The sequence below is a fragment of the Streptomyces sp. NBC_01198 genome (genome assembly GCF_036010485.1).
In the GTDB taxonomy this organism is placed as follows: Bacteria; Actinomycetota; Actinomycetes; order Streptomycetales; family Streptomycetaceae; genus Actinacidiphila.
In genome coordinates this window covers 6,960,222-6,979,962 of the sequence record NZ_CP108568.1, presented here as the reverse complement: position 1 = coordinate 6,979,962, position 19,741 = coordinate 6,960,222, and the positions used below count along the sequence as shown (strand labels likewise).

Annotated in this window: 16 protein-coding genes; 6 read left to right on the top strand and 10 right to left on the bottom strand. The window is 71.5% G+C overall.

The window, feature by feature from the left end; genetic code table 11:
• Nucleotides 1–181 precede the first annotated feature (181 nt).
• Entirely contained in the window at nt 182–1,222 is a 1,041-nt protein-coding gene (locus tag OG702_RS30990) for a LacI family DNA-binding transcriptional regulator (RefSeq protein ID WP_327292246.1), read from the bottom strand.
• Nucleotides 1,223–1,714: 492 nt separating this feature from the next.
• Here OG702_RS30990 and OG702_RS30985 point away from each other — a divergent pair, with 492 nt between their 5' ends.
• Nucleotides 1,715–2,551, top strand: a complete 837-nt coding sequence (locus tag OG702_RS30985; RefSeq protein WP_327292245.1) for an aldo/keto reductase — start codon at nt 1,715–1,717, stop codon at nt 2,549–2,551.
• On the opposite strand, the gene OG702_RS30980 is transcribed toward OG702_RS30985, so the two are convergent.
• The 4 genes from OG702_RS30980 to OG702_RS30965 form a co-directional block, all read right to left on the bottom strand.
• Nucleotides 2,532–3,557, bottom strand: a complete 1,026-nt coding sequence (locus OG702_RS30980; protein ID WP_327292244.1) for a LacI family DNA-binding transcriptional regulator — start codon at nt 3,555–3,557, stop codon at nt 2,532–2,534. The two genes, OG702_RS30985 and OG702_RS30980, sit on opposite strands and share 20 nt — an antisense overlap.
• Before the next feature lie 124 nt (nt 3,558–3,681).
• Nucleotides 3,682–4,677, bottom strand: a complete 996-nt coding sequence (locus OG702_RS30975) for an ABC transporter substrate-binding protein (RefSeq protein WP_327292243.1) — start codon at nt 4,675–4,677, stop codon at nt 3,682–3,684.
• Nucleotides 4,678–4,723: 46 nt separating this feature from the next.
• Nucleotides 4,724–5,764, bottom strand: a complete 1,041-nt coding sequence (locus OG702_RS30970; RefSeq protein ID WP_327292242.1) for an ABC transporter permease — start codon at nt 5,762–5,764, stop codon at nt 4,724–4,726.
• Entirely contained in the window at nt 5,761–6,567 is an 807-nt protein-coding gene (locus OG702_RS30965) for an ATP-binding cassette domain-containing protein (protein WP_327292241.1), read from the bottom strand. The genes OG702_RS30970 and OG702_RS30965 overlap by 4 nt, the downstream gene beginning before the upstream one ends.
• Nucleotides 6,568–6,870: 303 nt before the next feature.
• Between OG702_RS30965 and OG702_RS30960 the strand changes: the two genes are divergently transcribed.
• The gene (locus OG702_RS30960; protein ID WP_327292240.1) at nt 6,871–9,969 is read left to right on the top strand and encodes a GH92 family glycosyl hydrolase; all 3,099 of its coding nucleotides are present in this window, start codon (nt 6,871–6,873) and stop codon (nt 9,967–9,969) included.
• A 21-nt stretch (nt 9,970–9,990) separates the two neighbouring features.
• On the opposite strand, the gene glgC is transcribed toward OG702_RS30960, so the two are convergent.
• The 3 genes from glgC to OG702_RS30945 all read right to left on the bottom strand — a co-directional run bounded on the left by glgC (nt 9,991) and on the right by OG702_RS30945 (nt 13,005).
• Nucleotides 9,991–11,208 (bottom strand): glucose-1-phosphate adenylyltransferase, encoded by a 1,218-nt coding sequence (gene glgC, locus OG702_RS30955; RefSeq protein WP_327292239.1) that lies wholly within the window; start codon nt 11,206–11,208, stop codon nt 9,991–9,993.
• A gap of 144 nt (nt 11,209–11,352) precedes the next feature.
• On the bottom strand, nt 11,353–12,519 hold the full coding sequence (gene glgA, locus OG702_RS30950; protein WP_327293439.1) for a glycogen synthase: 1,167 nt from the start codon (nt 12,517–12,519) through the stop codon (nt 11,353–11,355).
• Nucleotides 12,520–12,579: 60 nt separating this feature from the next.
• Nucleotides 12,580–13,005 (bottom strand): nitroreductase family deazaflavin-dependent oxidoreductase, encoded by a 426-nt coding sequence (locus OG702_RS30945; RefSeq protein WP_327292238.1) that lies wholly within the window; start codon nt 13,003–13,005, stop codon nt 12,580–12,582.
• 252 nt (nt 13,006–13,257) lie between these two features.
• Between OG702_RS30945 and OG702_RS30940 the strand changes: the two genes are divergently transcribed.
• The 3 genes from OG702_RS30940 to OG702_RS30930 all read left to right on the top strand — a co-directional run bounded on the left by OG702_RS30940 (nt 13,258) and on the right by OG702_RS30930 (nt 16,127).
• Nucleotides 13,258–13,872, top strand: a complete 615-nt coding sequence (locus OG702_RS30940; protein ID WP_327292237.1) for a GNAT family N-acetyltransferase — start codon at nt 13,258–13,260, stop codon at nt 13,870–13,872.
• A gap of 290 nt (nt 13,873–14,162) precedes the next feature.
• A complete protein-coding gene (locus OG702_RS30935; protein WP_327292236.1) occupies nt 14,163–15,146 on the top strand; it encodes an acetylxylan esterase in 984 nt (327 codons plus the stop codon).
• A 57-nt stretch (nt 15,147–15,203) separates the two neighbouring features.
• Complete coding sequence (locus OG702_RS30930) at nt 15,204–16,127, top strand: SigB/SigF/SigG family RNA polymerase sigma factor (RefSeq protein WP_327292235.1); 924 nt, start codon at nt 15,204–15,206, stop codon at nt 16,125–16,127.
• Between the two features lie 39 nt (nt 16,128–16,166).
• Here OG702_RS30930 and OG702_RS30925 read toward each other — a convergent pair whose 3' ends face one another.
• Nucleotides 16,167–17,249 carry a hypothetical protein gene (locus OG702_RS30925; protein WP_327292234.1) on the bottom strand — a complete coding sequence of 361 codons (1,083 nt, stop codon included), beginning with the start codon at nt 17,247–17,249 and terminating at the stop codon, nt 16,167–16,169.
• Between the two features lie 87 nt (nt 17,250–17,336).
• Complete coding sequence (locus tag OG702_RS30920) at nt 17,337–18,836, bottom strand: MFS transporter (RefSeq protein ID WP_327292233.1); 1,500 nt, start codon at nt 18,834–18,836, stop codon at nt 17,337–17,339.
• Between the two features lie 164 nt (nt 18,837–19,000).
• Between OG702_RS30920 and OG702_RS30915 the strand changes: the two genes are divergently transcribed.
• The gene (locus tag OG702_RS30915; protein ID WP_327292231.1) at nt 19,001–19,729 is read left to right on the top strand and encodes a YoaK family protein; all 729 of its coding nucleotides are present in this window, start codon (nt 19,001–19,003) and stop codon (nt 19,727–19,729) included.
• Nucleotides 19,730–19,741 lie beyond the last annotated feature (12 nt).

Genomic DNA, 19,741 nt, shown 5'->3' with positions numbered 1-19,741 from the left:
GCGCGGGCCGGGGGCGCGGCGAAGCGGCTCGGGACGCGGGACTGGGTCCCGGCCGGGCGCGGGGCGGGCGGCCGGCGGGTGCGCGGGGCGCGGGCACGCGGCAGGCGGCGTCCTTCCGGCGGAGGGGTGGGAGAGCGCTCTCCCGTCCCTCGCACGGCTCTCCGGGACGGGCGCCCGGCGGTCACGCCGAGTCGCGGACCACCAGCCGGGTCGGGGTGATGATCGAGGACACCGCGGGCAGGCCGTCCTGGGCCGCGGACGGGTCCAGGGCGTGCAGCAGCAGCTGGGCCATCAGCCGGCCCATCTCCTCGATGTCCTGCCGCACGGTGGTCAGCGGCGGGTCGGTCCACTCCGCCACCGAGACCATGTCGTCGAAGCCGACCACCGCCACGTCGTCCGGCACCCGCCGGCCGCGGGCCCGCAGCACCCGCAGCGCACCCGAGGCCATCACGTCGGAGGCGGCGAAGACCCCGTCGAGGTCGGGAGAGCGCTCCAGTAGCTGCTCCATGGCCTGGGCGCCCCCTTCCGGGGTGAAGTCGCCCTCGGCGATCATCGTCGCGCCGGTCCCGGGCAGCAGGTCGCGGAAGCCGTCCAGCCGGTCCACCGAGGCGGGCTGGTCCAGCGGGCCCGCGATGTGCACGATCCGGCGGCGGCCGCGGGCCAGCAGCCGGCGTACGGCGTCCCGGGCGCCGCCCCGGTTGTCGCAGTCCACGTAGAGGGTGCGGCGGTGGGCGTCGGCGTCCGGCCAGGTGGGGCGGCCGCCGATCACGGTGGGCACCCCCGCGCTGCGGGCGAGTACCGGCAGCGAGTCGTCGGCGTGCAGCGAGAAGATCAGCGCGCCGTCCACGTGCCCGCCGGCCAGGTAGCGGCCGACCCGCTCGCGGTCCGCGGCGCCGCCGGTGAGCAGCAGCACCAGCTGGTTGTCGTGCGCGGCCAGTTCCCTGCTGATGCCGCGCACCTGCTGGGCGAAGAAGGGGTCGGTGAAGAACCGGGACTCGGGTTCGGCGACGACCACCGCGATGGCGCCGTTGCGCCGGGTGACCAGGGTGCGGGCGGCCTGGTTGGGGATGTAGCCGAGCTCGTCGACCGCCGCACGCACCCGCGCCGCGAGCGGCCCGCGTACTCCCGCTCCCCCGTTGACCACCCGTGACACGGTCGCTCGCGACACCCCGGCGCGGGCCGCGACGGCTTCGAGCGTGGGGCGGGCGGCTGAGGGCGGCATGGGCAACGGGATGTCTCCTTCGCACGGCGGACGCGAGAGCGGAACGCGGCACCGGACACGGGCGGTACGCGGACGGCTAGCACATACGGGAAGCACGGACCGGCACGGGCGGGGCGGGCAGCCGGAGCAGGCCACAGCGTATCGGCTCGGCGCACGCCGTGAGAGCGCTCTCCACAGAGTGCGCGGGCCGTCCGTCCCGGGGGGCCGGGGCTCCCCGGGCCCGCTTCCTGGCCGGTCCGCGGCCGGTGCATGCCGGACGGGTGGTGCGGGTGTGGGGGGCGGACTTCTGGGCAGCAGCGGGAGAGCACACCGGGCATGGCCGGGAGGAGGATCCCCCGGCCGCCGTTACGGTGGGTGAGGGGCCGTGCCCGGCGGCCGGGCATGGACCGCTCCGGCGCCGTGCGGCGCCCGGGCGGCCGCAGCGGCAGTGCAGCGCGGACGAAGCAGCGACGAAGCAGCAGAGTCGGCCAAGGAGAGCAAGGGAAGACACCCATGACGCAGATCCCCAGTCTCACGCTCAACAACGGTGTCCCGATCCCCCAACTGGGTTTCGGGACCTTCCAGATCGAGCCGCGGGACACCAAGAAGTCGGTGCTCACGGCGCTGGAGGCCGGCTACCGGCACATCGACACCGCGCAGATGTACGGGAACGAGAAGGAGGTGGGCCAGGCCGTCAGGGAGTCGGGGCTGCCGCGCGACGAGGTCTTCGTCACCAGCAAGCTCAACAACGGCTATCACGCCCGCGAGGACGCGCTCACCGCCTTCGACCGCTCTCTGGACGACCTCGACATCGGCCATCTGGACCTCTTCCTGATCCACTGGCCCCTCCCGATGGTGGGGGACTACGTGGAGACCTGGAAGGCGATGGAGGAGATGCACCGCTCGGGCAGGGTGAGGGCGATCGGGGTGTCCAACTTCAACCGGTCGCACCTGGAGCGGGTGTTGCGGGAGACGACCACCGTCCCGGCGGTCAACCAGATCGAGGTCCACCCGTATCTGACGCAGGACGACCTGCGCGCCTACGGCGCCGAGCAGGGCATCGTGACCGAGGCGTATTCGCCCATCGCGCGGGGCAAGGTGCTGGGCGACCCGGTGATCACGGCGATCGCGGAGCGGGTGGAGCGCTCTCCGGCCCAGGTCACCCTGCGCTGGCATCTGCAGCGCGGGGACGTCGTCTTCCCCAAGTCGCTGACGCCCGCCCGGATCAAGGAGAACCTGCGGATCTTCGACTTCGAGCTCACCCCCGACGACATGGCCGCGATCACCGCGCTTGACCGCGGTGAGCGCACCGGCTCGGACCCGGACACCTTCAGCTGGATCCCGGGCTGACCCGGCCGCCCGCACGGAACTCGCCCGAGCCGCGGACCACGAAGCGGGTGAGCAGTACCACCGAGCGCGGCGCCGAGCGGTCGCCCGCGATGCGCGAGAAGAGCAGGTTGGCCGCGGTGCCGCCGAGGGCGACCGGGTCCTGGCTGACCACGGTCAGCGGCGGGGTGAGGCGCTCGCCGAGCGGCAGGTCGTCGAAGCCGACCAGGGCCAGCGGCGCCGGGTGGTCGAGGCCGTCCAGGACGCCCAGGGTGATCAGGTCGTTGCTGGTGAACAGCGCGGTGGGCGGGTCCGGCAGCGTACGCAGCACCGCCAGCGCCTCGCGGGCCTGCGGGTGGGAGCGCAGCCCGTGCCGGACGAGTGCGGGGTCCTCGGGTATGCCGTGGGCGGCGAGCGCGTCGAGGTAGCCGCCGTAGCGCTCCGCCTGGGTCCAGATGTCGAAGCGGTCGCCGAGGTAGGCGATCCGGGTGTGGCCGTGGCCGAGCAGGTGGGTGACGGCCCGTCCGGCCGCCGCCCGGTTGTCGACGGTGACGGTGTCGACGGCCAGGCCCTTGGCGGGGCGGTCGACGCAGACCACCTGGGTGCCGCCGTCCATCGGGCGCCGCAGGAAGCCGTGGCTGCCTATGGTGGGGACGATGATCAGCCCGTCCACCTGGCGGGCGGTGAAGGCGGCGATCACCTCGCGTTCGCGCCGCGGCTCGTCGTTGGTGCTGCCGACCAGCACCACGTGGCCGCGGCGGTGGGCCTCGTCCTCCACCGAGCGCGCCATCAGGGCGTAGAAGGGGTTGGCCAGGTCGTCCACGACCAGGCCGATCGTGGAGGTGCCGAGGTTCTTCTGGCGCAGGCTGCGGGCGTTGTCGTTGCGCTGGTAGCCGAGCTTGCGGACCGCCTGGCCGACCCGGGCGGCGGTCTCCGGGGCGACGCCCGCCTCGCCCGAGACGACGCGGGAGACCGTCATCGGACTGACCCCGGCTGCGCGGGCCACGTCCTTCATCGTCGGGCGTTTCACGGGCCTCCTCGTCGCTGTGCCGGCCGGCCGGGCCGGTCACCGGCGAATACCGGTGACCGGCGGCCGGCCGGCTCGTGCGTCGATGATGGCAGGCGGGCTCCGGGCGTGATCGGGCTCCCCCCGGTCAGCAGGCGGCTTGGTAGAAATACCTCTTGATGTCCGGCTGGTCCATGTTGGTCTTGGTGATGGCGACCATGTCGGTGCCGATCCTGGCGGTGACCTTCTTCTTGTCGATCGCGGCGAGCGCCTGGTCGACGCCCTGCCGTCCGATCGCCCCGGGGTCCTGGGCGACCAGCACGTCGAGGGTGCCGTTGGTGAGCGCGGTGATCTCGTCGGGTTCGGCGTCGAAGGCGGCGACCTTGACCTTGCCCTGCTTGCCGGCCGCCTGCAGCCCGGTGGAGATGCCCTGGGCGGTGTTGGTGTTGCCGGCGAAGACCCCGCCGAGGTCGGGGTGGGCGGCCAGGGTGGACTGGATCTGCGAGGCGGCGGTGGCGGGCAGGTCGTTGTCGTAGAGCACCGGCAGCAGCGTGATGGCGGGGTGCGCCTTCATCTCCTCGGTGAAGCCCTTGATCCGGGCGTCGGTGGTGGACACGCCCGGTTTGACGCTGATGACGATCGCCGACCCCTTGTCGCCCATGAGCTGGGCGAGGGCCTTCGCCGCGGTCTTGCCGCCGGCCTCGTTGTCCGACGATATGCGCGACACGCCGATCGAGCTGTCGGTGACCTCGGTGTCGACCAGGACGACCTTGGTGCCCGCGCTCTGGACCTGCCGCAGCGAGGGGGTCAGGGCGGCGGTGTCGACCGGGGAGATCAGCAGGCCGCCGGGATGGGTGGCGGCGACGGAGTCGATGATGGGGCGCTGGACGGCGACGTCCCACTGGGCGGAGCCGTTGACGGTGAGTTTGACGCCGCGCTTCTTGGCCTCCTGCTGGGCCGCGCAGGTCATGGTGATGTAGAAGGGGTCGCTCTTGACGCCGGTGATCAGGTCGAGGGACTTCGACCCCGAGCCGCCGGAGTCGCCGCCGCAGCCGGCGGTGGTCGCGGCGGTCAGGGCGAGGACCGCGCTGCATCCGGCGATCGCCGTCGATCTTCTGGTGGAACACGTGCTGGTCGGGCGCATGGCGAAGGGCCTTTCTGTGGAGGGCGACGGGTGGCGCGGTTCCGGGTCAGCCGTGGTCCCTGCCGCGGCGGCGGAACTGGTCGAGATAGACGGCGGCGACCAGGACGACGCCGATGGCGACGTCCTGCCAGTACTGCTGGACGCCCATGATGATCAGGCCGGTGCTGAGCACCGCGGGGATGAAGACGCCGATGACCGTGCCGAGGACGGATCCGCGCCCGCCGAAGAGGCTGGCGCCGCCGAGCACGACCGCGGTGATCACCTTGAGGTTGTCGGTGGAGTGGCCGGCGATGGAGGTGGTGCCGAAGTAGGCCAGCCACATGACGCTGCCGAGCCCGGACAGCAGGCCCACCAGGGCGTAGACCTTGACCAGGTGGGCGTCGACGTTGATGCCGACCCGGCGGGCGGCCTCCGGGTTGGAGCCGATGGCGTAGGTGTAGCGGCCGAAGCGGGTGAAGGCCAGGACCAGGCCGAAGACCAGGGTGGCGCCGAAGGCGATGACGACCAGCCAGGGGATCTGGCCGAAGAGCTTGCCGAAGCCGATGCTGCGCTGGAGCCTGCCCGAGACCGCGCCGGCCGGGTCCTGGCCGCCGGTGATGATCTGGGCGGCGCCGAGCGCGGCACCGAAGCCGCCGAGGGTGACGATCAGCGGTGGCACCCTGGCCCTGGCGACCAGCCATCCCTGGAGCGCGCCCCATCCCAGACCGGTGGCCAGCGCGATCAGGGTGCTCACCGCGATGGTGCCCCAGCCGGACGCCGCCCCGCCGTGGTGGATGGTGTACTCGGCGGACAGGACGGCGGACAGTACCAGGACCGAGCCGACGGACAGGTCGATGCCGGCCACGATGATCACGTAGGTCATGCCGACGCCCAGCACCAGGTAGATGGCCGCGTTGGTGGCGATCTGCGTGATGTCGTAGCGGGTCAGGAAGGTGCTCGGCCGGGCGGCGGTGAAGAAGGCGACGAGCAGCGCGAGCACGCCGAAGGTCCACGCCTCGTTGGCGGTGGCCAGCCGCCGCAGCCAGGAGGGTACGGGGGATCTGCGGGCGGCCTGCGGGCGGTCCTTGACGGGGGCCTGGGCGGTCATGCGGCGCCGTCCCTTCGTAGGGCGTCGGCGTCCTGCGCGGTCTCGGCCGCCCCGGCGTCCAGGGCGCCGGTCATCGCGCCGACCAGTTCCTCGACGCTGGTGTCCGCGGCGGTGAAGCGCGCCACCCTGCGGCCCAGCCGCAGGACTTCGACCCGGTCGGCGACGGAGAGCACTTCGGGCATGTTGTGGCTGATCAGGACGACGCAGATGCCGCGGTCGCGGACGCGTCTGACGGTGTCGAGGACCCTGCCGCGCTGGACCACCCCGAGTGCGGCGGTGGGCTCGTCCATGAAGATGATGCGGTTGGCGAAGGCCACCGCCCTGGCCACGGCGACGGACTGGCGCTGGCCGCCGGACAGCGTGGCGACCGGGGCGGCGACGTCCTGGAGGTCGACCCCCAGTTCGGCGAAGGCGGTGACGGCGGAGCGGCGCATGGCGGCGTGGTCGAGGACCCCCAGCCGGCCGAGCAGGCCGCCGCGGTGGAGCTCGCGGCCCAGGTGCAGGTTGGCTGCGGCGTCGAGGTCGGGGGCGAGGGCGAGGTCCTGGTAGACGGTCTCGATGCCGTGGCGCCTGGCGTCGAGCGGGCTGGCCAGCTCGACGGGGGTGCCGTCGACGAGGATCTGGCCGGAGTCGGGTCGGATGGTGCCTGACAGGGTCTTGACCAGACTGCTCTTGCCGGCGCCGTTGTCGCCGACCAGGGCCACGACCTCGCCGGGGTAGGCGGTGAAGTCGGCGTCCTGGAGTGCCCGGACGTGACCGAAGCGCTTGGTCAGCTGTCGGGCTTCCAGGAGTGGTTGTGCCATCGGCTGTCTCCCAGCGTCGTGGTAACGCGGTGCCTTGGTAACGTTCGCAAGCGTCCGGGGATTGTGCTGGGCAGCTGACGGGCTGTCAATACATCCCGCACGAAGTTGCTGTGCACCCTTCCGGGCGCCGCGGGGGACAGAAGTCCGACCTGTTCCGCGGACCCTTGACATCACATCAGGTACACATCAAGATGCTGATTCGCTTGGTAACGTTCACATCCGCAACGAGCATCCCCCCGTGCCCCGAGGCCGCTCGCCGTGCGTCACTCACGGCCCGCCGCCTCCGCGAGAAGGTGGTCCTCCGTGCTCCCTCCCGTGCTCCGCAGCAGAGCCGCGGGCGCCGTCAGCGCCCTGCTCCTGGCCGTCCTCGGCGTCGGCGGCCTCACCTCGGCCCCCGCCCACGCCGCAACCGCCAACCTCACGCAGTACGTCGACCCGTTCGTCGGCTCCGACGACAGCAACGCCCCCAACCCCGTCGGCGGCGGCGCCGGCGGCAGCACCTACCCGGGGGCCGTGACGCCCTTCGGCGGCGTGCAGTTCAGCCCCGACACGCCGACCGCCTCGCCGTCCGGTTACCGTTACTCGGACGGCTCGATCGAGGACTTCAGCCTCACCCACTTCGACGGTGCCGGCTGCCCCAACAACGAGGACCTGCCGCTGATGCCGATCACCGGCGCGGTCGGCACCTCCCCCGGCAGCAACTGGACGAGCTACGCGTCGGCGTACACCAAGTCCAACGAGTCGGCCGCGCCCGGCTACTACAAGAACCGGCTCGACAAGTACGGCACCGGCGTCGAGCTGACGGCCACCACCCGCACCGGCATGGCCCGGCTGACCTACCCCTCGACCACCAGCGCCGGGCTGCTGATCAACACCAGCCGCAGCGCGACCGGCAACCGCAGCGGCTCGGTGAAGATCAGCGGGTCCGAGGTGACCGGCAGCGTGACGGCCGGCGGCTTCTGCGGGTCGTCGAAGACCTACCAGATCTACTTCGACATCCGCTTCGACCACGCACCGTCCGGCTTCGGCACCTGGAACGGCGGTACGGTCTCGGCCGGTTCGACCACCACCTCGGGCACCAACACCGGGGCGTACGTCACGTTCAACACCACCGGCAGCCAGACCGTGCAGACCAAGATCGGCCTGAGCTACGTGAGCGTGGCCGGCGCGCAGGCCAACCTGACCGCGGAGAACAACGGCTGGGACTTCAACGCGACGCGCACCGCGGCCGACACGTCCTGGAACTCCTTCCTGAACCGCGCCCAGGTCACCGGCGGGGCGACCACGGACCTGAAGAAGTTCTACACGGCGCTCTACCACGTCTTCCAGAGCCCCAACATCTCCAGTGACGTCAACGGCGACTACCGGGGCTTCGACGCGGCGGTGCACAACTCGGCCCGGCCAGTCTACCAGAACTACTCCGGCTGGGACATCTACCGCTCCTGGGCGGCGCTGGTCGCGCTGATCGCACCCACCGAGGCGGCCGACATCGCCAAGTCGATGGTGCTTGACGGCCAGCAGGGCGGTCTGCTGCCCAAGTGGTCGCAGCAGACCGACGAGGACTTCGTGATGACCGGCGATCCGGGGCCGATCATCGTCAGCAGCATGTACGCCTTCGGGGTGCGGGACTTCGACACCGCCGCCGCGCTGTCGCTGATGGAGAAGGCCTCCAACGGCGGCACGGCCCAGGGCTCGCCGATCCGCGGCAACCAGGGGACGTACACCAGCCAGCACTTCCTGAGCGCTCCCTCGGACTCGCTCGAGTACAGCGCGTCGGACTTCGCGGTGGCGCAGTTCGCCAAGGCGCTGGGCAACACCTCCAGCTACACCACGCACATGACCCGTGCCCAGTGGTGGCGGAACACCTTCAGCACCGAGTCCGGCTACGTGCAGCCGCGCAACTCCGACGGCAGCTGGTCGTGGCCGCTGGACCCGGCGAGCCCGAGCAACTTCACCGAGGGCAACGCGGCGCAGTACACCTGGATGGTGCCGTACGACTTCGCCGACCTGATCAACGACATGGGCGGTCCCGCGACCGCGGCGCAGCGGCTCGACCACCACTTCACGCAGGTCAACGCCGGCCAGAGCCTGCCCTACTACTACATCGGCAACGAGCCGGAGCACGGCGTGCCGTGGGCGTACAACTTCGCCCGCGACCCGGCGGGCACCGCGGACGCGGTGCACAAGGTGATGACCGAGTCGTTCACCACCGGCGCCGGCGGCCTGCCCGGCAACGACGACCTCGGGGCGACCTCGGCCTGGTACGTGTGGGCGGCGCTCGGGATGTACCCGGCGACGCCCGGCGCGGACACGCTGGCCGTCAACGGCCCGCAGTTCCCCTCGGTGCTGCTGCAGCGCCCCGGCGGCAACATCACCATCAACTCCGCCGGCAGCGGCGGCTACGTGCAGGGCCTGAAGGTCAACGGCACGGCCACCAGCCACAACTACCTGCGCTACCCCGACATCGCGGGCGGCGGCACCCTCGACTACACCATGGGCGGCTCCCCCAGCAGCAGTTGGGGCACCGCAGCCGGGGACGTACCGCCGTCCTTCCAGGACGGGGCCACCCCGGTGCCGACCGCGCCGAGCCTGGGCACCAACCAGGCGCAGGGCAAGGCGGTCACCTCCTCCACCCCGTGCGCGACGGCGGAGTCCGGTGACAAGGCGGTCGACAACTCGCTGAAGAACAACAGCAAGTGGTGCTCCAAGGCGACCGGTCCCACGCTGACGGTCGACCTCGGCTCGGCGCAGACCGTGGGGTCCTTCGTGATCAAGCACGCGGGTCTCGGCGGCGAGAACACCAGCTGGAACACCGGCGCCTTCCAGATCCAGACCAGCACCGACAACAGCACCTGGTCCACCGCGGTGTCGGTCACCGGCAACCGGTCGAGCCGCACCTACCACACCGTCACCCCGCGGCAGGCCCGCTACGTCCGGCTGGCCATCTCCGCACCGAGCAACACCGGCGGTGACACCGCGGCCCGTATCTACGAGCTGGAGGTCTACGGCCAGTCCACCGGCACCGGCGCGCACGCCATCACCGGCCTGGCGGGCAAGTGCGTGGACGTCGCCAACTCCGGCACCGCCAACGGCACCGCCGTGCAGCTCTACGACTGCAACGGCTCCGGCGCCCAGCAGTGGGCGATCGACAGCGACGGTACGGTCGGCGCGCTGGGCAAGTGCCTGGACGACGCCACCAGCGGCACCGCGGACGGCAACCTGGTGCAGCTGTGGGACTGCAACGGCAGCAGCGCCCAGAAGTGGACGGTCAGCGGCAAGCAGCTGATCAACGCCGCGGCCAACAAGTGCCTCGACGTGCCGGGATCGAACACCGCCAACGGCACCCGGCTGGACATCTGGACCTGCAACGGCGGCGCCAACCAGCAGTGGACGGTCGGCTGACCCCCGGGACCACCGGGACCGTCAGGTGACCAGCTGGGCCTTGCCCAGGGCGATGACCCCGGCCGCGGACACCGTGTACAGCTCACGGTCGCGGTCGGGGTTCACGCCGATGGTGGCACCGGGCGGCACGTCCACGTTCTTGTCGAGCACCGCGCCGCGGACGATGGCGCCGCGCCCGACCCGTACGTTGTCGTGCAGCACCGAGCCCTGGACGACGGCGCCCGCGTCCACCACCACGCCGGGGGACAGCACCGAGCGGGTGACCTGGCCGCGGATCACGCAGCCGGGGCTGACCACCGACTCCCCCACGATGCCGCCCGCCGCGATCTTGGCGGGCGGCAGCTGGCCGGGGTGGGTGTAGATCGGCCAGCGCCTGTTGTAGAGGCTGAAGGCGGGCTGGTCGGAGATCAGGTCCATGTGCGCGTCGTAGTAGGCGTCCAGGGTGCCGACGTCCCGCCAGTAGCCGTGGTCGCGGGCGGTCTCGCCCGGTACGTGGTTGGTGTCGAAGTCGTAGACCTGGGCGACGCCCGCGGCGGTGAGCCGGGGCAGGATGCTGCCGCCCATGTCGTGCACCGACTGCGGGTCCTCGGCGTCCTCCATCAACGCGTCGATCAGCGTCTTGGTGGTGAACAGGTAGTTGCCCATGGAGGCGAAGACGTGCCCGGGGTCGCCCGGCAGGCCCGGCGGGTCGGCGGGCTTCTCCAGGAAGCGCTCCACCGAGATGCCGTCGGCGGCCGGCGAGATCACCCCGAAGCCCCCGGCGTCCGCGCGCGGCACCTTGATGCCCGCGACGGTGACGCCGGCGCCGTGCTCGACGTGCTGTTCCAGCATCTGCCGCGGGTCCATCCGGTAGACGTGGTCGGCGCCGAAGACGGCGATGTAGTCGGGCTGCTCGTCGTGCACGAGGTTGAGCGACTGCAGGATCGCGTCGGCGCTGCCCAGATACCACCGCGGGCCGAGCCGCTGCTGGGCGGGCACCGGGGTGACGTAGTTGCCCAGCAGGCTCGACATCCGCCAGGTCGTCGTCACATGCCGGTCCAGGGAGTGCGATTTGTACTGGGTCAGCACGCAGATCCGCATCATGCCGCCGTTGACCAGGTTGGACAGCACGAAGTCCACCAGGCGGTAGGTGCCGCCGAAGGTCACCGCCGGTTTCGCCCGGTCGGCGGTGAGCGGCATCAGCCGCTTGCCCGCGCCACCGGCCAGCACTATGCCCAGTACCGAAGGTCCACCACGCATCGTCGCCCCCCTTGTGATCATGTCCCGCCCTGCCAGAACTGCCCGACTGCCCAACCCTGCACCTGCCGTACCACCGAGCGGCCGCACCGAACCGCCCGGCGGCGCGCCCGGCCGTCCGGGCGCGCGCTTCCGCCTTCGTCGCCGCTACCCGGCCGCGAGCACCTTCTCGTAGAGCGCGACCGTACGGCGGGCCACGGTGTCCCAGCCGAACTCGCGCACCGCCCGCTCCCGGCCGGCAGTGCCGAACGCCGCGGCCTGCGCGGGGTCGGCGACCAGCCGGTTGAGCGCGGCGGCCAGGCCCGCCTCGAAGTCGTCGGGCCGCTGCTCGTCGCAGGGCACCAGCAGTCCGGTGCTGCCGTCGGCGACGACCTCCGGGATGCCGCCGACAGCGGAGGCGACCACGGCGGTGCCGCAGGCCATCGCCTCCAGATTCACGATGCCCAGCGGTTCGTAGACCGAGGGGCAGGCGAAGACGGCCGCATGGGTGAGGAGCTGGACGACGGCCGGGCGCGGCAGCATCGCCGGGATCCAGTGCACCCCGTCGCGCACCGCGTTCAGCTCGTCGAAGAGCGCGCGGAACTCGCGGTCGAGGGCGGGCGTGTCGGGAGCGCCCGCGCACAGCACCAGCTGCGCGGCGGGGTCGAGGTGCCTGGCGGCCCGCAGCAGGTGCGGTACGCCCTTCTGCCGGGTGATGCGGCCGACGAAGAGCACGTAGGGCCGGTCGGGGTCGATGCCGATCCTGCGCAGCACGTCGGTGCGCTCGTCGGGGCGGTATGCGGCGGTGTCGATGCCGTTGCGTATGACGTGGACGCGCTCGGGGGTGAGTGCGGGATAGCAGGTCAGGATGTCGCCGCGCATCCCCTCGGAGACCGCGACGACCGCGTCGGCCGACTCCATGGCGGTCTGCTCGGCCCAGCTGGACAGGGCGTAGCCGCCGCCCAGCTGCTCGGCCTTCCAGGGCCGCAGCGGCTCCAGGGAGTGGGCGGTGAGGATGTGCGGGACGCCGTAGAGCAGCTTGCCGATGTGCCCGGCCAGGTTGGCGTACCAGGTGTGGGAGTGCACCAGGTCGCGGCCCTGCAGGCCGGCGGCCATCGCGAGGTCGACGGAGAAGGTGCGCAGCGCGTCGTTGGCGCCGTCCAGCGTGGCCGGCGCCCGGTGCCTGACCACGCCGGCCTCGGTGGCCGCGTCGCCCCAGCAGTGCACCTCCACCTCGACCAGCGCGCGCAGTTCCTTCGCCAGGAACTCCACATGGACTCCGGCTCCGCCGTAGACATCCGGCGGATACTCCCGGGTCAGCAGCCCGACCTTCACCGGCACCCTCTCCCGCCCTCGACACTCGCGTGCCTGTTGCCTTCCCCGATCGGCGGCCGGCTACCGCGCAGAACCGCTCGGAACCAGCGCGACCACCGGGATGATCCGGTCGGTCTTCTTCTGATAGTCGGCGAAACCCGGGTAGAGCGCCGCCTGCTCGGCGTACTTGCGGTCCCGTTCGTCCCCGGTCAGCACCTCCGCGCGGACCGCGACGATCTCGTCGCCGACCTCTATCTCGACCTCGGGGTTCGCGACCACGTTGTGGTACCAGGCGGGGTTCTCCGGGGCGCCGCCCTTGGAGGCGAAGACCAGATAGCGGTCACCGTCGCGCAGGTACATCATCGGCTTGACGATCTCCCGCCTGGTGCGGGCCCCGATGGTGTGCAGCAGAAGCAGCGGGGCGCCCTCGAAATGCCCGCCGACCTTCCCGTGGTTGGCACGGAATTCGGCCACGATCCGTGCGTTGTGATCCTCGGCCTCGCTCATTTACCGCTCCCTTATGTCCGGGATGACTGATGGGGTGTCAGCCTATCGAAGCGGCTTGTGGGACCCGCAGGCCAGGCCGTTCCCGGCCGGTGGTCGCACACCGCGACCGCCGGGTCGCCGCGGGTGAAGCACACCGCGGGCGCGGCGGCGGCAATACCGCCGATCTGCCCCGGTCGCATCGCCGCCGGATTGACTCTTTATGGACGGCTGCGAGGGCCGGACCCCGGGCACACGTAGGAGAGACAGAACGTGATGACCAACACCCCACCGACCGCACCCGTCCCGTTGCGCGCCGGGACACGGTTGGCGTTGGCACTGGCGAGAGAAGAGATGATGCAGGAATACCACCGGTGGGAGACCGACCCGGCGACGGTCGTCGGCTTCGGTGCCCGCTGGCCGGTGTCCTGGGAGGTCTTCCGCGCGCGTTTCCGCACCAGCCACACGTCGGCTCACTACCAGCTCTTCGAAGTGATCACCGCGCCGGGCGGGACCCCGGTGGGCAGTACCGCACTCAGTGTCGACCAGTCCGTCAACAGCGCCGAATTCACCCTGGTGATCGCCCCGGAGCAGCGCGGCCGGGGATTCGCCGCCGAGGCCACCGCACTGACCCTCGAGTGGGCGTTCACGATCGCCTCGCTGAGCTCGGTGTGGCTGGAGGTGCCCGCACCTCACTCGGCCGCGGTCAACGCCTATCTCACCGCCGGTTTCCGGACTGCCGGGCGGTTGCGCCAGGCCGCCCTGTGGCACGGCAGGCGGGTCGACAAGCTGCTGTTCGACTGCGTGCCCGCCGACCTCACCGTGTGTCCGGCGGCCTCGCGGTCGCAGCGACGACCTCGCAGAGAAACCAACCTCGCAGAGAAGAGGTGACCACCATGTCCTGCCCCGACGTGAACTGCCGCAAGGGCGGCTGCACGACCGACCCGGGCCGAGGCCGGCCTGCCGGCAACGGCGACGGCAAGCGCTGAGCGCCGGCCGTCCCCCGTTCTTCGCACGGCACACCACCATGGACGGCCGGGCGTCTCCTGCGCGGGAGCCGCCCGGCCGTCCCGTTCCGCGCCGGCGGGGTGCCCAGCCGGTTGAGCTGGTGTTTCTGTGCGGGACCCGGCACGACGTACGGTGTCAGTGATCGACCACCGCCCGACCGCGAAGGACTCCGCATGGCTCTCTTCGACCTGCCGCTCGACCAGCTCCGTGACCGTCGCAGCAGTTCGGTGGAGCCCGCGGACTTCGACCAGTTCTGGACCGACACCCTCGGCCAGGCGCGGCAGTACGACCTCGACGCCCGCTTCGAGCGGGTGCCCACCGGGCTGACGACCGTGGACAGCTACGACGTGACCTTCGCCGGCTACGGCGGCCACCCGGTCAGGGGCTGGTTCACGGTGCCCGCCGGCGCGACGGAACCGCTTCCGGTGGTGGTGGAGTTCATCGGTTACGGCGGCGGCCGCGGCCTGCCGCACACCCATCTGCTGTGGGCGTCTGCCGGTTACGCGCACTTCGTGATGGACACCCGCGGCCAGGGCAGCGCCTGGTCGACCGGTGACACCGACGACCCGGTCGGCAGCGGCCCGGCCGTCTCCGGCTACCTGACCCGCGGTGTCGACGACCCTTACGACTTCTACTACCGCCGGGTCTACACCGACGCGGTGCGCGCGGTGGCGGCGGCCCGCTCGCACCCGCTGGCCGACGCGTCACGGACGGTGGCGGCGGGCGTCAGCCAGGGCGGCGGCATCACGCTCGCGGTCGGCGGCCTGGTGCCCGACCTGGCGGCGATCGCCCCCGACGTGCCGTTCCTGTGCGACTTCCCGCGGGCGGTCACCCTCACCGACAACCTTCCCTACCGCGAGGTCGGCACGTATCTGTCGGCGCACCGCGACCGCAAGGCGCGGGTGCTGGAGACCCTGGCCTACTTCGACGGGGTGCACTTCGCCGCCCGGGGCCGGGCGCCCGCGCTGTTCTCCACCGCCCTGGAGGACCAGACCTGCCCGCCCTCCACCGTCTTCGCCGCCTTCAACGCCTATGCCGGCCAGGACAAGCAGATCGAGGTCTACGACTTCAACGGCCACGAGGGCGGCGGCCCGCACCAGCAGGCCGAGCAGCTGCGCTGGCTGCCGGGAAAGTTGGCCGGTATCAAGGAGGCATAGGTCTCCAGGACCGGGGAAGGCGTCGACCCACCAGTCGTATGAGTGCGAGGCGATGACGTGACCGCAATGGTTGAGCAGTCGGAAGGCACGGACAAGTCGGCGACCGCGGCGCCCCTGGCGACGCAGGACGTACGGTGGCCGAGCGGACCGGAAGCGGCTACCGGCGGGCTGCCGTTGATCGACGACGCGACGGCCGTGGCGCCGCAGGACGCGCGGACGCTGTCGAGGCTGTTCTTCGACCGTCTGCAGGAACTGGAGGAGGGCACCGCCGCCTACAGTTACGCGCGCAACACGCTGATCGAGATGAACCTGTCGCTGGTGCACTTCGCGGCGGGTCGCTACCGCAACCGGCCCGCCACCGACCACGAGGAGATCGTGCAGGTCGGCACGATCGGCCTGATCAAGGCGATCGACCGCTTCGACCTGTCCCGCGAGACGGAGTTCACCACCTTCGCGGTGCCGTACATCGTCGGGGAGATGAAGCGCTTCTTCCGTGACACCAGCTGGGCGGTGCACGTGCCGCGGCGCCTGCAGGAGCTGCGGGTGGAGCTCAGCAAGGCCAAGGAGACGCTGTCGCTGCGGCTGGACCGCGACCCGACGGTCGCCGAACTGGCCGCGCATCTTGACCTGTCGCAGGAAGAGGTCATCGAGGGCCTGGTCGCCGCCAACGGCTACACCGCGGGCTCCATCGACACCCCCTACGGCGACGCCGACAGCGGCGCCGACGGCGAGGGCCGCACCCTCGGCGAGACCTTCGGCGAATGCGACCCCGCGCTCGACCTCTTCGAGGACTTCCACACCCTGGCACCGCTGATCGAGAAGCTGCCGGAGCGCGACCGGCTGCTGCTGCGGCTGCGGTTCGGCCAGGAGCTGACCCAGGCGCAGATCGGCGAGGAGCTGGGCTGCTCGCAGATGCACGTGTCGCGGCTGCTCAGCCGGATCGTCTCCCGGCTGCGTTCCGGGCTGCTCACCCAGGACTGACCGCCGCCCCCTCCGGCTGCCCGTCCGCCCGTGCGGGGGTCAGGACGGTGTGACTCCGCCCGGTCCAGGGCGACGTTCGTGCCGCCGCTCGCGGCGTTGCGCTGCCCGGTGTGGGTGATGGTCAGCGTGTGCGGTCCCGCGGCCAGTTGCGGGCTGGTCCACACCACGCCCGAGGCGTTGCGGCCGGCCGCGTAGTTGTCGACGGTGACCGGTGAGCCGCCGTCCCACGGACAGCGACATGACGCCCTGGTCGGTGTCGCGCACCGCGTGCAGGGCGATCCGGGTGCCGCGGAAGGTGAAGGTCGCCACGGCCCCGCCGGTGTACGACCAGTTGGCGGTCTGCTGGTACATGTCGCTGACGCCGCTGGTGACGCCCCGGTTCGCTCCGTAACCGAAGTGGTCCACGTCCGCGGTGCTGGTGTCGGTGCCGTCCACCACCACGGTCGGGTCGACCGGGCCGGTGCTGCCGTTGCCCGGGGTGAGGGTGACGGTGTAGGCGTCGGAGCCGCTGGTGCGGGTCACCGGCACGTGCAGGGTGCCGCCGTCGGGCGTGACGTCCGCGTCGAAGACGGTGACGGGCGAGTCCGGCGGGCTCTGGTCGGGGATCCGCTGGACGGTGGCGTGCACGGCGCCGCCGTGCACCAGCCAGGAGGCCGCGGAGAGATTCCGTACGGTGACGGTGGTGGTGCCGCCCTGGCCCGAGTTGTTGCCGAGCAGCGCCAGCACCTGGTGGGTGGAGGCGTCGGTGGCAGCGGCGACGGCGACACCGCCGCCGGTGGTGGTGGCCAGCAGCCGGCCGCTCAGCCGCGCGTAGGCCTGGTAGGCCCACCACTGGCCGGTGCGCCGCCCGCCGACGAGCAGCGAGTCCAGGGTTCCCGCACCGCAGCAGTCCGACCAGATCGCGTGGGCGGCGGCGCTGACGCCGGAGGCGGAGAGCCGGTCGAGGAACCAGGCGGTGTAGGCGGAGTTCTGCTGCTGGGAGAAGAGGTACTCGTTGATGGTCAGCGGCAGCGGGGCGATGCCGTGCGCGGACTCCAGCGCGCGGGCGTCGGACCGCGGGGCGGTCCGTCCGCCGGACTGTCGAACTGATTCGACGGGCTCGAATGGCCGTGGAACTAACACGCCCGCAGGGCGCCCACAAGGGATCGCGCACGACAAGCCGGGCCGGCGGCATCGCGCCGCCGGCCCGGGCCCGTCCGCCTGCCCAGCTCAGGTGGTGCTGGGGACCGCTTCTGACTCCCCGGCCGAGGTCTGGGACAGCGGGGTGGCGATGTCCTCCAGCGACCTGCCCTCCGCCTTGATCGCCAGGAAGGCCGCGACGAGACCCGCCGCGCACATCAGCGAGGCGCCGATGACGAAGGCGGTGACGGTGTCGCCGACCACGCCCGACTTGGTCAGGTCGGCGAAGACCAGCGGGCCGCTGATACCGCCCGCGGCGGTGCCGATCGCGTAGAAGAACGCGATGGCCATCGCCCGGGTCTCCATCGGGAAGATCTCCGAGACGGTCAGATACGCGCTGCTCGCGCCGGCGGACGCGAAGAACAGCACCGCACACCAGCAGGCCGTCATCGTCGTGGCGTTCAGCGAGCCGCGGTCGAACAGCCACGCGGTGCCGAACAGCAGCAGGCCGGACAGCAGGTAGGTGGAGGAGATCATGATCCGCCGGCCCACCGTGTCGAACAGCTTGCCCAGCAGCAGCGGGCCGAGGAAGTTACCTGCCGCGATCACTGCGAAGTAGTAACCGGTCTTGCCGGTCGACACGCCGAAGAAGGTGGTCAGGATGTTGCCGAAGCCGAAGGTGATGGCGTTGTAGAGGAACGCCTGGCCGATGAAGAGCGCCAGGCTCAGCACCGCGCGCCTGGGGTAGCGGGTGAAGACCGTCCTGGCGATGATCCCGAAGCCGATGCTGGTCCGCTGGTGGATGGTGATCTTCGTCTTCGGGCTGGGCAGTTCCTCGTGCCGCTGCTCCTCGATCTCCTTCTCCACCGAGCCGACGAGTTCCTTCGCCTCGTCGCCGTGGCCGTGGATGAACTGCCAGCGCGGGCTCTCCGGCACATGGCGGCGGACCAGCATGATCACCAGGCCGAGCACCACGCCGAGGGCGAAGGTGAGCCGCCAGCCGACGTCCTGCGGAAAGATGCCGGTGTTCAGCGCCACGATCGACAGCAGCGAACCGCCGATCGCGCCCAGCCAGTAACTCCCGTTGATGATCAGGTCGACCCGGCCGCGGAAGCGGGACGGGATCAGCTCGTCGATGGCGGAGTTGATGGCCGCGTACTCGCCGCCGATACCGAAGCCGGTCAGGAAGCGGAAGGTGAAGAACCACCACGGCTGGAAGGACAGCGCGGTCATCGCGGTGGCGCTCAGATACACCGCGAGGGTGATCATGAAGAGCTTCTTGCGGCCGAAGCGGTCGGTCAGCCACCCGAAGAACAGCGCGCCCGCACAGGCGCCCGCCACGTAGAGCGCGGCGGCGATGCCGGTGATCTGGGCGGCGGACACGGCAAGACCGCTGCCGTCCTCGGCGATCCGCCCGGCGATGTTGCCGACGGTCGTCACTTCCAGACCGTCGAGGATCCACACCGTGCCGAGCCCGATCACGATCATCCAGTGCCATCGCGACCACGGCAGTCGGTCGAGCCGTGCGGGTACGTCCGTGGTGATGGTGTCGCCGGCCCCCGCAGCGGGACCGGCCGCCGATCCGGCCATCGAAGATCACCTCCATCTCGCAGTTTCACATCGGTCGGCGTTCCTCGCGCGGCTGCCGCGTCTGGCCCACCGGGCCAGGCACGATGGTGCGTCAGTCCCGCCGTCCCTCGGCCTGTACATCTGTCCCGTACGCCCGCGGGTACGCCCACCGGAGGTCGTCCGCCGTGCACCCCGCGCTCCGCGAAGCCCGCGACACACTCGTCCCCGACCTGGCGGGCCCGCACGGCCCGCTGCCGCCGCTGCTGCTGGCGCTGACGCTGGTGACCGGGCTGGTCGACGCCTTCAGCTACCTGGTGCTCGGCCGGGTCTTCGTCGCCAACATGACCGGGAACGTGGTCTTCATGGGCTTCTCGCTCGCCGGCGCGAGCGGATTCTCGGTCCCGGCGTCGGTGATGTCGCTGGCCGCGTTCCTCGTCGGGGCGGTGGCCGGCGGACGCCTCGCCCACGCCCTGCCGGGGCGCCGCGGCCGGCTGCTGCTGGCCGTCACCGTCGGGCAGACGGCGCTGGTCGCCGCGGCGTGGGCGCTGGCCGCCACCGCGGACCTGCCGGCGCGCGGCGGGGTGCGGATGACGCTGATCGTGCTCCTCGCCCTGGCCATGGGCGCGCAGAACGCGGTGGTGCGGCGGCTCGGCGTATCCGATCTGACCACCACCGTGATGACCGGCACGCTCACCGCGATGGCCTCCGAGGGGCGTCTGGCCGGGGGCACCGACGCCAAGGCGGGCAGCCGGCTGCTGTCGGCGGGGTCACTGTTCCTCGGCGCGCTGGCGGGCGCGGCGCTGGTCGTGCACGCCGGCCGCGAGCTGCCGCTGCCGGTGGCAGGCGCGGTACTGGCCGGCGTCGCCGCCGCGCTCGGCACGCAGCTCCGGTCCCACCGGCCGTGGGCGAGGTAGCGGCGCCGGGAC